A 13,065-nucleotide genomic window follows, 5' to 3' on the forward strand; every position below is an offset into this window, starting at 1 on the left:
TAATAGCAGACGAGATTGGTAGCTAGGAGAAGAAAAAAATGACTGCATATACACCGATGATTCAACAGTATCTGGCGATCAAAAAAGATTATCCGGATACTTTCTTATTTTTCCGCTTAGGCGACTTTTACGAACTGTTCTTTGATGATGCTGTTTTGGCTTCCCGCGAGCTGGAGATTACACTTACGGGTCGTGAAGGCGGCGGTACGGAGCGCATTCCGATGTGTGGCGTACCTCATCATGCGGCCGACACCTATATTGCCGAGCTGCTGAAAAAGGGCTATAAGATTGCGGTTTGCGAACAAGTAGAGGACCCGAGGGAAGCAAAGGGCGTGGTCAGACGAGAAGTGACTCGTGTGGTCACGCCTGGAACGATGATGGAGGGCAAGTGGCTGACGGAGAAGGAAAACAACTACATGGCCGCTGTCGCAGAGCTGGACGGGCGTACGGGAATCGCAGCGTGCGATATGAGTACGGGAGAGATGTATGTGACGTCGCTAGTGGGTCATGGCGAGTCCGTGATCGACGAAGCGCTGCAGTATCGCCCAAAAGAACTTGTTTTTTGCGGCCTGTCTACGATTCCGAAGACAGCCTTGCCCCATACTGTGCTGGATAGAAACGAGATCGATGCCTTTGCGGTAGATGTCCAGTACCAGGAGCAGGCAAAAGAGCTTGACGTCGTGATGCGTACAGCAGTCAACGCCCTGCTAGGTTACATAGGCACGACGCAAAAACGCAGTCTTGCTCACATGCGTCTGATCAAACGCTACGATGCCAGACAGTACTTGCAGATGGACGGCTTTTCTCGGCGCAATCTGGAGCTGACCGAAACCATCCGGGACAAGTCCAAAAAAGGATCGTTGCTTTGGCTGCTGGATCGAACGGAGACGGCGATGGGAGGCCGGCTTTTGCGTAGATGGATCGAGCGGCCCCTCCTTCGTGCGAACGAGCTGCAGGCTCGACTGGACGCAGTGGAAGCTTTGAAAGGCGATTTGCTGCTTCGCTCCGACGTTCGTAGCTGCCTGGACCGGGTATATGATCTGGAGCGGCTGGCAGGACGCATTTCCTATGGAAACGCCAATGCCCGCGACCTCATTCAGCTACGTTATTCACTCGAAGCTGTACCAGAGCTGAAGCTTCTATTGAACGAAACGAAGTCACCGGTGCTTGCGGATTTGGCAGCTGGAATGGATGATTGTACAGATATCGTTCAATTCCTGCAAAATGCGTTGGTCGATGATCCCCCCATTTCCGTACGTGAAGGTGGGATGATCCGGACCGGCTACGATGAATACTTGGACAAGCTGCATTCGGCAAGTCGAGACGGGAAAACGTGGATCGCTCAGCTGGAACAAGGGGAGCGCGAAGCGACTGGAATTCGTTCCTTGAAGGTGGGCTTTAACAAAGTCTTTGGGTACTACATCGAAGTTTCCAAATCCAACATTGCCAATGTTCCTGCGGGACGCTATGAGCGTAAGCAGACGCTGGCAAATGCGGAGCGGTATATCACACCTGAGCTGAAAGAACGAGAGGCATTGATTCTCGAAGCGGAAGAAAAGATGATCGAGCTCGAATATCAATTGTTTTCCGCGGTTCGCTCCGAGGTGGCGCAGCACATTCCGCGCTTGCAAGGGCTGGCTGAACGAATCGCCTCCGTCGATGTTCTGCAGTCATTTGCCACTGTCAGTGACGAGCGTGGTTATGTGCGTCCCGAGCTGACGGAGACGGGTGAGTACGTCATTACCGAAGGACGACATCCCGTTGTTGAAGCCGTGCTGGAGCGGGAGAAGTACGTTGCCAATGACGCGCGAATGGATCAGCAGCAGCGGCAGGTTCTTTTGATTACAGGTCCCAATATGGCGGGGAAGAGCACGTACATGCGGCAAATTGCGCTGATTACGGTGATGGCGCAGGTCGGTTGCTTCGTACCAGCCAAGTCAGCCAAGCTGGCACTCGTAGATCAGATCTTTACCCGCATTGGCGCTGCTGATGATCTGGCAGGCGGACACAGTACGTTCATGGTCGAAATGCTGGAGACGAAGCATGCTCTGCAAAAGGCGACGTCCCAAAGTCTGATATTGCTCGATGAGATCGGTCGCGGCACTTCTACCTACGATGGTATGGCGCTGGCGCAAGCAGTGATTGAGTACATCTGCCAAAAGATCGGGGCAAAAACGCTGTTTTCCACGCATTATCACGAATTGACGAGTCTGGAAGAGACCATGAGCGGGGTCGTAAACGTGCACGCTCGCTGCGAGGAACGAGATGGCAAGCTTCTGTTCCTGCATAAAATTGAGGAAGGTCGAGCCGATAAAAGCTACGGGATTCATGTGGCAGAGCTGGCCCAGATGCCTGTTTGGGTCATCGAGCGGGCGCGGAGTATTCTCACGGGATTGGAAGCTGGCAGTACAAGTGTAGCGGCAGCGGATATGCAAATGTCGTTGGACATGCTCTGGACAGCACCTGCACCTGTACCAGCTGCGGTAGTCAAGGAAGAGCCGACACCCCTGCTTTCTGCAGAAGAAGAAGCGATCCTGGCAGATCTTCGTGAGCTGGACCTGAATCAGACAACCCCGATGGACGCCATGCTGAAGCTGTTTGCTTGGAAGCAACAGCTGAAAAAAGGATAGGAAACAGGCAGAAGGGAGGAGCCCATGGGAAAAATTCAAGTGCTGGATGAACATCTGGCGAACATGATCGCAGCTGGCGAGGTAGTAGAGCGTCCAGCTTCCGTCGTAAAGGAATTGGTTGAGAATGCGATTGATGCGCAGGCGACAACCATCGAGGTCCATGTCGAGGAAGGCGGGCTGGAGTTGATCCGCATCGTCGATAATGGTCAGGGAATGGATCGGGAGGATTGCCGTCTCGCATTTGAACGCCATGCGACAAGCAAAATCCAGTCTGCACGCGACTTGTTTCGGATCCGTACGCTCGGTTTTCGCGGGGAGGCTTTGCCCAGTATCGCGGCAGTATCCCGCATGGAGCTCACCAGCAGCCTCTCCAGCAGTCAGGTCGGAACACGCGTGATCAATGAGGGGGGGCATCTCGGTGAGCTTACCGATGTGGCGGCAGTAAAAGGAACGGAGATTTGTGTACGCAGCCTGTTTTTCAATACACCTGCGCGCCTGAAGTACATGAAGTCGATCGCGACAGAAGTCGGGCATATTTCCGACTACGTCAATCGCCTCGCATTGACCCATCCGCAGATCGCTTTTACTTTGACTCATAATGGCAAGAGCTTGCTGCAAACATCTGGCGATGGCAAGCTTTTGCATGTGATGGCCGCGATCTACGGGGTACAGGTCGCCAAGCTGCTGTTGCCCGTCTCGGGGGAAACGCTCGATTTTCGCTGGAGCGGCTTTGTCTCCAAAACGGAAGTGACACGGGCGAATCGTTCGTACCTGTCTACACTTGTGAATGGTAGATACGTTCGCAGCTTCGCATTGAACAACGCGATTATGCGTGGCTACCATACGCTTTTGCCAATTGGCAGGTTTCCCATCGTCGCACTCCAGATCGAGATGGACCCTACCCTCGTGGATGTCAATGTGCATCCTGCAAAACTAGAGGCGCGTTTCAGCAAGGAAGACGAGCTGTGCCTGGCGATCGAGCAGTCTGTGAAAGGAACCTTGCGCCAAGGACTTGGAATCGTCAGACCGATGGTAACGGCTCCAAAAGCCAAGGTAGTCACACAGGTTGTCCAGCCTCAGTTTGACCTACAGCTGCCAAAGCCAGCCGTATCGCTTTCACCCACTTTGGAAGCAAGCCCGCGCTTGCAGGAGTGGATGGCAAAGCAAAACCAGCAGCGAGAACGTTTGCCAGAAGTGCCGCCTGTAGCAGGTCAGACAGCCGCGATAAAGGAAGCGCCGGCAAGCTATGAAAACAACGAGCAACGAGTAGAACAAGATACACTGTGGGAAGGAAAATCGGAGCAGCCCTCGTCACCTCCCGTAACAAACCTAGCTCCCGCCCCTCTTGTAGAGAGGGAAGGACAAAACGGAGGGCTGACGAAAAGGGAAAGCATGGACAGCGAGGAATCGGCAGTACCTCTGCTATATCCGGTCGGGCAGGTCCACGGGACTTACATCGTTGCGCAAAACGACGAAGGGATGTACTTGATCGATCAGCACGCGGCGCAGGAGAGGATATTTTACGAATACTTTATGGCCAAGCTGGAAGAGGAAGGCATCTCCAGCCAGATCATGCTGTTTCCCCACACAGTGGAGGTAACGACAGCAGAAGCGAACAAGCTGGAAAAAAGGCTGCCACTCCTGCAATCGTTTGGCTTGGAAATGGAGTCTTTTGGCGGACGCACGTATATCGTGAGAGCACACCCGCATTGGTTCCCCGAGGGCGCAGAGATAGAAGTGATCGAGGAGCTGATTCAGTTCGTCCTCGAAACAGGGGAGAGCATGCAGGCAAATGTCGTGCAAATGCGGGAAAAAGCAGCGATCCTCATGTCTTGCAAGGCTTCTATTAAAGCGAACCGCTATTTGACCCATGCAGAGATGGAAAGTCTCTTGAACCAGCTGCGGGAAACGAGCAGTCCTTTTACATGTCCGCATGGCCGCCCGATTGTGATTCATTTCTCCGGCTATGACCTGGAAAAAATGTTCAAGCGGGTCATGTAAAATCGCAAGGAAATCAGCCTTTTTATGATCCTCAGGACCCATATCCTGGGGATTTTTCAAACCGGAGAAACCGACAGTTTAGAAAAGAATTTGTTTGACTCTCCAATTTAATCCTGCGTACAATAAAAGAGTTTCCGTCCACCTGGGACGAACATTTGAGGAGTAGAAACGACACATGATTGTAACCACCGGACTTGCGCCTTGTTTGGAAACTTTACACCATGCAGCAAAACTGACAGAGCGGTTTGGCCTAACGATTACCAAGCGTGGAGATTTATCGCTAAACGAGCTGCGAAGACGTAGTGGAGACGATGAAGTTCTTGTCGTGTCGGCGCTAGGTGCGCGTCTGGAAGTGCCGGGGAAAAAGCCATTCTTTTTTCATCCGAACACTTCTGCTTTTCGTATAAAGCGGCTGGTGCGAGGCGATACTGATACTATGCTTGCTGCTTGCCAAATTCAACCAGGCGACCGTGTCCTAGATGCCACCTTGGGTCTGGGAGCTGATGCCATTGTATTTGCACATGCTACGGGTGTGGAGGGACAAGTCGTGGGCATCGAGTCAGAGCGGGTTCTGGCCATCTTAGTAGAAGATGGTTTCCAGCACTGGTCGTCTGACGATCGGGCCTTGGAAGAAGCGATGCGACGCATTGAAGTTCAATGTGGAAACCATCTGGATGTTCTGAAGGGACTGCCCGATGGCTCGTTTGATGTCGTTTATTTCGACCCGATGTTTGAGATGACAGTCCACAGCTCCACGGGAATTGCCGGGATTCGCGAGTACGCGAACGCGGAGATGCTGCGTGAGGAGGCGATCTCCGAAGCGCTGCGTGTAGCCAAAAAACGAGTGGTAGTAAAGGAAGGCAAAACAGGGCGATTGTACGAGCGGTTTGGCTTTACCCCATTTCGCTCACGCGGCCAGCAGGTCGTGTACAGCTACAAAGAGATAGGTGGAGGGGAGTGACCTTGCACAAGAGAGAAAAGCTTGTTGTCATTATTGGCCCGACAGCCGTTGGCAAAACGGATCTCAGTCTGGAGCTGGCCGAACAGTTTGACGGAGAGATCATTTCCGGTGACTCCATGCAGGTCTACCGCGAAATGGATATCGGCACAGCAAAAGCGTCGCCACATGAGCTGGCGCGCGTGCCTCATCATTTGATCGATATTATTTCTCCGCGTGACGAATATTCTGTTGCCCAATTTCAGGATAGTGCCACACGATTGATCACCGAGATCAATCAGCGCGGACATTTGCCATTTATCGTGGGTGGAACGGGTCTGTACATAGAATCGGTAACCCATCGCTTTCAATTCTCACAAACCTCGCAGGATCCAGAGTTTCGCGATCGCCTGCAAAGACTGGCTGACACGGAAGGCGTGGAAGCGCTTCATGCCAGGCTTGCACAGGTGGACCCGATCACTGCGCAGAGACTTCATCCGAATGACGTCAAGCGAGTAATTCGCGCTCTCGAAATCTACGAGAGCAGCGGGTACAAAATGTCCGATTTTCAATTGCGGGCGCAGCACTCGCCGTATGATTTAGTCTTCATCGGCCTGACGATGGATCGAGAAGTCCTTTATCAACGAATTAACCATCGCGTGGATCTGATGATCGAGGCAGGGCTGGTTGAAGAGGTCAGGGGCTTGCTCGATCGCGGATACGAAGCTTCTCTTGTCTCGATGCAAGGATTGGGATACAAAGAGCTGGTTCCGTATTTGTATGGTGAAATTACGTTGGAAAAAGCGGTAAATGACATCAAGCAGCGAACTCGACATTTTGCAAAGCGGCAGCTTTCTTGGTTCCGGCGCATGTCTGAAATTCAGTGGTTTGATATGACGGACCCGGCGCAGAGGCCAAACAACGTGCAAACTATCAAGCAGATATTGGCAGGAAAGTTTCAACAATTGCCGAATATATAACATACAAGTCCTTTTAGGGGGTAATGTACATGAAACAGACGATCAATATTCAAGATACGTTCTTGAATCATTTGCGGAAAGAAAACATCGCGGTCACCATTTACCTGGTGAACGGATTTCAATTACGTGGGTACATTAAAGCGTTCGATAATTTCACAATTGTGATTGATAGCGAAGGCAAACAACAGCTGGTGTACAAACACGCGATCTCTACCTTTACACCGCAACGCCCAGTTTCTCTGATGTCTCAAGAAAACAACCAATAAAACGAACGGTAATTCCGAAAGCCTGGATCTGATCAGTCCAGGCTTTTTTTCTTGCCAAAAAAGCGGGCACAGGATTCTCCATCCTGGCCCGCTCAATAGCAAAAAGGAGAGCTATCTTCAAGACTTGCGACGAATCATGAATACGTAGCAGAGAGTCGCGCCGATTGTCGTGGCTGCAATCACAAGACCCATCGGAACGGCTGTGCTGCTTCCGCCTAATCCTACGAGCGGGGCAACGATTCCGCCGCCGATAAACGAAATCAAGCCCTGGAGTGCGGATGCACTGCCTGCCGCTTTGCTCTGATTGGCCATAGCCAGAGAGAAGCCAGTCGCACCGACGATTCCTACGCATGAGACGGTGAAGAACAATGGTACCAGTACGGCAAACAGTCCTGCTCCGAGAAGGATCATCGCCAGCAAAGTGATCCCGGCTATTGCAGCGATGGAAATGCCCGTGACGAATAGCTTCGTTTCCTTCACTTTCCCTGCCAGCTTGCCGGTAATTTGGCTCGCAATGATGATCCCTATGCCATTGACGGCGAAGATCACGCTGAACATTTGCGGAGATACTCCGAAAATCTCCTGGAAGACAAACGGAGAACCGGAAATATAGGCAAACATCGCAGCAGTCACCAGTCCCTGGGAGAGAGCATAGCCCATGAACGTACGATCCTTCAGAAGGTTCTTAAATGTCGTCAACGTATTGCCCAAACCGCCTTTGGAGCGCTTTTCCGCAGGGAGTGTTTCCGGCAATCCAAACATGACGGTAAAGAACATGATCACACCGATCAAAGCAAGCACGACGAAAACCCCGTGCCAGGAAGTCACCTGGAGCAGCTGCCCGCCAACAATCGGAGCTGCGATCGGAGCGATCCCGTTAATCAGCATCAGCAGGGCAAAGAATTTGGTCAGTTCCGTCCCCGCATACATATCGCGGACGGTAGCGCGTGCAATCACGATACCTGCTGACCCAGCCATCCCTTGGACGAGGCGCAGCAAGAGGAATGTCCAGATAGAGGGAGCGACCGCACAAAGAAAGGAAGACAACGCGTATAATACCAATCCGAACAATAAGGGCTTGCGACGTCCTTGGACATCACTTAATGGACCTGCAAACAGCTGGCCGACCGACAAACCGATCAGGCAGGCGGTCAAGCTCATCTGTGCCATGGAGGTCGTTGTCTGTAAATCCGTCTCGAGCATAGGCAGCGCAGGCAAGTACATATCCAGCGATAAAGGTCCAAATGCGGAAAGCGAACCGAGAATGGCCGCAATCCCCAGTCTTCGCGATCGACTGACAGAAGATTCCGGTGTTTCCAAGCTTTTAGCGAGATTGTTCAAGTAATTGTTCAAACCTTTCTGTTATAGATTGGCGCCGGCTTGCTTCATTCTTGTGCATCACCTGATCGCTTTTCACTGTATTCAAGCTGAAAGGCTTCCAGATCAGTGTGCAGACGTGTAAGCATATTCCGTAACAGGGCGGTTTCCTCGTCTGTGAAATTCTCAAAACAACGTGTCTCGAGCAGCTGCAATGCTTCCTTCACGGCTTTCGTCGCGACTTTGCCTTTTTCCGTCAAGTACACCCGCGACACGCGTTGGTCGTTTGGGTCTGCTTGGCGAGTGACAAGGCCGGACTTCTCCATCCGGTTGATCATCACAGTCAAGGTGGCAGGTTGAACGTTCATGCTGCGTGCCAAATCCTTTTGCATCATGCCGCCATGACGGTAAAGGCGCATAAGCAAAGGAGGCTGCCCTGGATAGACATCGTATTTTTGAATGAGTAGGTCCAGATTCTGTCGATGCAGCTTCATAACATGACCCATGATATGGGTTAAGGCATTTACGTAATCAAATTCCAAGACGATTCCTCCAGTTACTTAGCTGGCTAACTAAGCGTAATGTAAATGATTCTCATTGGCATGTCAAGAGGTAAACAAGCAGTGGAAAGCTTGCTTCATACATCCTTCCGCAAATGGTACAATCATCATTATAGTGGACATCAGGAAGGACCGGGTGAAATAAATGTTGATTATGAATGAAAAGATTAAAGCTTCTGAAGTAGCGCTTACGGGTGTAAATGGTGAAGATTTGGGGATTATGTCGACAAAAGAGGCTTTGCAGCTAGCGAAGGAGCAGAAGGTAGATCTGGTATGCCTTTCCCTGGCGAGCAGTCCCCCTCCGTGCCAATTGGTTGGTCGGACTGATTTCAAGCAACAGGCAATCAAGGAAAGCGCGAAAAGCCGCAAAGCAGAAAAGGGGCCGAAGCTTAAGGAAATTCGCTTGAGCGCATTTATTGAGGAGCATGATTACGATACCAAGAAGCGCCAGGCAGAGCGCATTCTGACCTCGGGTGACGCGGTGCAGCTGCTCGTACGGTTGGAGAAAAAAGAGAGTCAGGAAGCCAAGCAATTGATTGAGCAGCTTGTGCGGGAGTTAAAGCATTGTGGGGTACAGGAGAAAGGCATACAAGTAAGCGGCAAGCAAGTGATTGCTGTATTGCTGCCAATCGCTTAAAATAAGCAGCACTCGATCGAGGCTATGGAGCCTTTGTCGAGTGTTTTTTCATAACCGTATCCGATCCTCATGCATGAGCGTCCTTATTTGAAAAAGAAGCGAGGTTTCTCATGCCATTTACGTTTGCTCATCCAGCCATTTTCCTTCCCTTGCGTCACTCCCGATATTTTCACTTCCCTGCTTTGGTTGCGGGCAGCATGGCGCCAGACTTTGAATATTTCTTTCGCATGCAGGCTTTTAGTACATACAGCCACACACTGCTCGGCATCTTGGTTTTTGATCTGCCGCTAGTGATGGCGCTGTGCCTGTTGTTTCGTCATGTGGTAGAGGCATCGCTTTTTACGTGCCTTCCCAGGGGTGTCCAGATGCGGCTCCAAAAGAGAGGGGCGTACCAAAGCAAACACCCCTTGTGGGTTAGCTGGCTGATCTTTGTGTACTCCGCACTGCTCGGCATCGCAAGTCATTTGCTCTGGGATTCCTTTACGCATCAAGGAGCATGGGCAGTCACTTCCTTTCCAATTCTCCAGTCTGTGATCGGGGTGGGAGAGGTTACTTTTCCGGTGTACAAATGGCTCCAGCACGGCAGTACCCTCATCGGCGCGACGGCGATAGCGCTAGCTGTATGGCGAGTAAAGAAGGTAAGTGCCGTTTGCTTTGAGGGAAACGAGGTTTCTTTTTCGGTCAAAGCCTGGTATTGGCTAAGTATTGTGCTGGCAGGAGTCGCTGCCGCTTCTGCACATTTGCTGACCATCGCCGAGCCACTTAGCGGAAAGCAGCTTTTGTCTGGCGTCGTACCGTTTCTGTCAGGCAGTCTGCTTGGGCTGGTCGTTGTCTCTTGGGTGTTTCACAGGTGGGCATGGAAAAAATAGGGCAGGTTTACCTGAATCCTGAGTATACTAATGTATGACGAGGAGGCAGGCGAACAGGGGGTGAAAGCTTGGATACCCCAGCTTCGCGCCGCTCCAACCAGGACGAATCAGGCTGCCCCTGAAAAGAAGGCATAGTCCGACAACTACACTCAATCTAGAGCGATTGGTGGGTGATAAATTTGAAGCAATTGGAGAATAACGTGATCTTTGAGTCAAGCTCAGCCACAAGCACGGCAAATCGCATTCAGGTTGTATTCAAAAGGGAAATTCCTCAGACGACTTCGACATCGCCCACTTTGCAGGAGAGTATCAGTGCTTCGGCCTCTACCGAGCTGCAGAATCTGTTTGATGAGCTGGAAGGATTAATCGGCCTCCAAGAAGCTAAGAAAACCATATACGAGATTTACGCGTTGCTTAAAATCAACAAGGAGCGGGAAAGACAAAATCTAAAGACAGAAAAACAAGTGTTCCACATGGTGTTTAAAGGAAACCCGGGGACAGGCAAGACGACGGTGGCACGCATCTTTGGAAAGATCCTGCGTGAGATGGGGATATTGAGCAAGGGCCATCTGACTGAAGTAGAGCGTGCAGATTTAGTGGGGGAATTTATCGGGCACACCGCCCAGAAAACGCGGGACTTGGTAAAAAAAGCAATGGGTGGGATCCTCTTTATCGATGAGGCTTATTCGCTGGCGCGTGGCGGTGAAAAGGATTTTGGAAAAGAAGCGGTGGATTGCTTGACAAAAGCGCTTGAAGATTCCAACAAGGATTTTATTTGCATCATTGCGGGCTACACCGATGAGATGGACAGCTTTTTGGAATTAAATCCGGGCCTACCGTCTCGTTTCCCCATTCACATCAATTTTGCCGACTACACGGTTGACGAACTGTTAGAGATCGCGAATCTGATGGCAAAGAACAAAGATTTTGAGCTGACCAGAGGAGCGTTGGAAAAAATCAGGAGATCGATCATGGGGATCATAACGGATCCTTTCCAGATGAATTTCAGCAATGCCCGCTATATTCGAAATTGCATTGAAAAAGCAATTCGAGTTCAGGCGATCCGATTGCTGCGAAACAATGAGTTTCGCCGCGAAGACTTGATGAAATTAAAGCCTGAGGACTTTTCCCTATAGTCTTCAGGTTTTCCAATTGATGAGGAAAAAGAGTTCATAATGGCTCCACTTCATGAACATACTAACTTCAGAACCAAACACAACCAAGAGGTGAATTTCATGGCACGTTCTAACCGTCTCATCAATCAGCAAGCAGAAGCGGTTCTTGACCAGCTCAAAAACGACATCGCACAAGGGTTTGGAGTTTCACTGGGTGGAGAGACATCATCACGTCAAAATGGATCTGTAGGCGGCGAAATGACCAAGAGATTAGTTCAATACGGGGAGCAGCATATCTCTCGTATATAAAGAGTAAGATTTCCATAGCGGGCAGGTAGGAGAGAACCAACCATTCGAAACCAGGTTGGTTCTTTTGTATTCGTGAGGAGAGGAAGGGTGTACCTCGTCACGAGCAAGGGGAAAATGTGGTATGATAGGGGAAGAAAGGGCGTGAATCGGTGAACGAAATAATCAAAACAAAGGAAACCGCCATCCTGGTGGGGTGCCTTATCGATAACCGTGATGAGGAACGGATGCGTCTCTCGATGGAGGAGCTGGCGGAACTGGCTGATACGGCAGGCGTAGAAGTGCTGGATGTCATCACGCAAAACAGGGATAGAATCGACCCTGCCTGGTACTTGGGTACGGGGAAAATCGATGAACTCGCGCAGCGGGCAGAAGAGCTCGATGTCGATGTCGTTATTTTCAACGACGAGCTTTCTCCGAGCCAGACGCGAAATCTTGACCGGATTTTTGACTGCAAGGTGATTGATCGTACGCAGCTGATTTTGGACATTTTCGCCGGGCGGGCGCAATCTCGCGAAGGGAAAATCCAGGTCGAGCTTGCCCAATACAACTATCTGCTCCCTCGTTTGGCAGGGCAAGGCAAGCAGCTCTCCCGTCTGGGTGGGGGAATTGGTACGAGAGGTCCAGGTGAATCCAAGCTGGAGAGCGACCGTCGTCACATCCGCAGAAGGATCACAGAGCTGAAGCAGCAAATGGAAGATACGGTTCGCACCAGACAGCTGCATCGGGAACGCCGCAAGAAAAACAACGTCTTTCAGGTGGCGCTGGTGGGCTATACAAACGCTGGCAAATCCACGATTCTCAATCAGTTGACCAACGCAGGAACTTTGCAGGAGGATAAGCTGTTTGCGACGCTCGATCCAACGACTCGCCAGCTGGAGCTTCCGAGCGGCATGGAGGTTTTGCTGACGGACACGGTTGGCTTTATTCAGGATTTGCCTACGAGCTTGGTCGCTGCTTTTCGCTCCACCCTGGAGGGGGTTAAGGAAGCCGATTTGATCCTGCATGTCGTCGATAGCCATCATCCTGATTTGCAGATTCACATGCAAGTAGTCGATCGGATCTTGCGTGAGCTGAAGGCGGAGGAGATTCCTCAGCTGGTTGTTTTCAACAAGGCGGATGCCATGGCAGAAGGCACGTATTTGCCACCCGCGGATGAGTGGATTTTGATCTCAGCGATGCGCCAGGATGATTTGAACCGGCTGTTGAAACGAATAGAATCCTATGCCCTCGAGTCTTTTAACGAGATGACACTGAAGGTGCCGGTCTCGCGTGGGGATATTCTGTCGCTGCTCCATCGGGAAGGTGTCGAGATGCAGCAGCATTTTGATGAAGAGGAAGAGGCGTATCAGGTTACGGTTCGGGTCAATCGATCGAATCCAATCTACGGCAAGATTGCCCCTTTTCTCCTCGATAAACCAGAGACTGTCGAAGAAAGTTGGTAAGA

12 protein-coding genes are annotated in these 13,065 nt (G+C 51.1%); 10 read left to right on the forward strand and 2 right to left on the reverse strand.

Annotation, left to right across the window (positions count from 1 at the left end; all coding sequences use genetic code 11):
* The first annotated feature begins 38 nt into the window (after positions 1-38).
* The 5 genes from mutS (at position 39) to hfq (ending at position 6,814) form a co-directional block, all read left to right on the forward strand.
* On the forward strand, positions 39-2,630 hold the full coding sequence (gene mutS / locus EDM59_RS03470) for a DNA mismatch repair protein MutS (RefSeq protein WP_122922337.1): 2,592 nt from the start codon (positions 39-41) through the stop codon (positions 2,628-2,630).
* A gap of 24 nt (positions 2,631-2,654) precedes the next feature.
* Positions 2,655-4,631, forward strand: a complete 1,977-nt coding sequence (gene mutL, locus EDM59_RS03475) for a DNA mismatch repair endonuclease MutL (protein WP_122922338.1) — start codon at positions 2,655-2,657, stop codon at positions 4,629-4,631.
* Between the two features lie 175 nt (positions 4,632-4,806).
* Positions 4,807-5,592 (forward strand): class I SAM-dependent methyltransferase, encoded by a 786-nt coding sequence (locus tag EDM59_RS03480; RefSeq protein ID WP_122922339.1) that lies wholly within the window; start codon positions 4,807-4,809, stop codon positions 5,590-5,592.
* Complete coding sequence (miaA, locus tag EDM59_RS03485; RefSeq protein WP_122922340.1) at positions 5,589-6,548, forward strand: tRNA (adenosine(37)-N6)-dimethylallyltransferase MiaA; 960 nt, start codon at positions 5,589-5,591, stop codon at positions 6,546-6,548. The genes EDM59_RS03480 and miaA overlap by 4 nt, the downstream gene beginning before the upstream one ends.
* A 29-nt stretch (positions 6,549-6,577) precedes the next feature.
* A complete protein-coding gene (gene hfq, locus EDM59_RS03490) occupies positions 6,578-6,814 on the forward strand; it encodes an RNA chaperone Hfq (protein ID WP_092266759.1) in 237 nt (78 codons plus the stop codon).
* 117 nt (positions 6,815-6,931) lie between these two features.
* On the opposite strand, the gene EDM59_RS03495 is transcribed toward hfq, so the two are convergent.
* Together EDM59_RS03495 and EDM59_RS03500 are read right to left on the reverse strand one after the other, a co-directional pair.
* Positions 6,932-8,155, reverse strand: coding sequence for a multidrug effflux MFS transporter (locus tag EDM59_RS03495; RefSeq protein ID WP_122922341.1), 1,224 nt, complete (start codon positions 8,153-8,155; stop codon positions 6,932-6,934).
* A gap of 44 nt (positions 8,156-8,199) precedes the next feature.
* Positions 8,200-8,673, reverse strand: coding sequence for a MarR family winged helix-turn-helix transcriptional regulator (locus tag EDM59_RS03500; protein WP_122922342.1), 474 nt, complete (start codon positions 8,671-8,673; stop codon positions 8,200-8,202).
* 166 nt (positions 8,674-8,839) lie between these two features.
* Here EDM59_RS03500 and infC point away from each other — a divergent pair, with 166 nt between their 5' ends.
* The 5 genes from infC to hflX all read left to right on the forward strand — a co-directional run bounded on the left by infC (position 8,840) and on the right by hflX (position 13,063).
* On the forward strand, positions 8,840-9,328 hold the full coding sequence (infC, locus tag EDM59_RS03505) for a translation initiation factor IF-3 (RefSeq protein WP_122923356.1): 489 nt from the start codon (positions 8,840-8,842) through the stop codon (positions 9,326-9,328).
* Positions 9,329-9,438: 110 nt separating this feature from the next.
* Complete coding sequence (locus EDM59_RS03510; RefSeq protein ID WP_122922343.1) at positions 9,439-10,197, forward strand: DUF4184 family protein; 759 nt, start codon at positions 9,439-9,441, stop codon at positions 10,195-10,197.
* A 179-nt stretch (positions 10,198-10,376) separates the two neighbouring features.
* Positions 10,377-11,333 carry an AAA family ATPase gene (locus EDM59_RS03515; protein ID WP_122922344.1) on the forward strand — a complete coding sequence of 319 codons (957 nt, stop codon included), beginning with the start codon at positions 10,377-10,379 and terminating at the stop codon, positions 11,331-11,333.
* Positions 11,334-11,432: 99 nt separating this feature from the next.
* The gene (locus tag EDM59_RS03520; protein ID WP_122922345.1) at positions 11,433-11,621 is read left to right on the forward strand and encodes an alpha/beta-type small acid-soluble spore protein; all 189 of its coding nucleotides are present in this window, start codon (positions 11,433-11,435) and stop codon (positions 11,619-11,621) included.
* A gap of 149 nt (positions 11,622-11,770) precedes the next feature.
* Positions 11,771-13,063, forward strand: coding sequence for a GTPase HflX (hflX, locus tag EDM59_RS03525; protein ID WP_122922346.1), 1,293 nt, complete (start codon positions 11,771-11,773; stop codon positions 13,061-13,063).
* The last annotated feature ends 2 nt before the right edge of the window (positions 13,064-13,065 follow it).

This window comes from Brevibacillus nitrificans (genome assembly GCF_003710965.1).
GTDB lineage: Bacteria > Bacillota > Bacilli > Brevibacillales > Brevibacillaceae > Brevibacillus > Brevibacillus centrosporus.

Coding starts and splice junctions, on each gene's coding strand:
- mutS (WP_122922337.1), top strand. CDS start 39: ATGACTGCATATACACCGATGATTCAACAGTATCTGGCGATCAAAAAA.
- mutL (WP_122922338.1), top strand. CDS start 2,655: ATGGGAAAAATTCAAGTGCTGGATGAACATCTGGCGAACATGATCGCA.
- EDM59_RS03480 (WP_122922339.1), top strand. CDS start 4,807: ATGATTGTAACCACCGGACTTGCGCCTTGTTTGGAAACTTTACACCAT.
- hfq (WP_092266759.1), top strand. CDS start 6,578: ATGAAACAGACGATCAATATTCAAGATACGTTCTTGAATCATTTGCGG.
- EDM59_RS03510 (WP_122922343.1), top strand. CDS start 9,439: ATGCCATTTACGTTTGCTCATCCAGCCATTTTCCTTCCCTTGCGTCAC.
- EDM59_RS03520 (WP_122922345.1), top strand. CDS start 11,433: ATGGCACGTTCTAACCGTCTCATCAATCAGCAAGCAGAAGCGGTTCTT.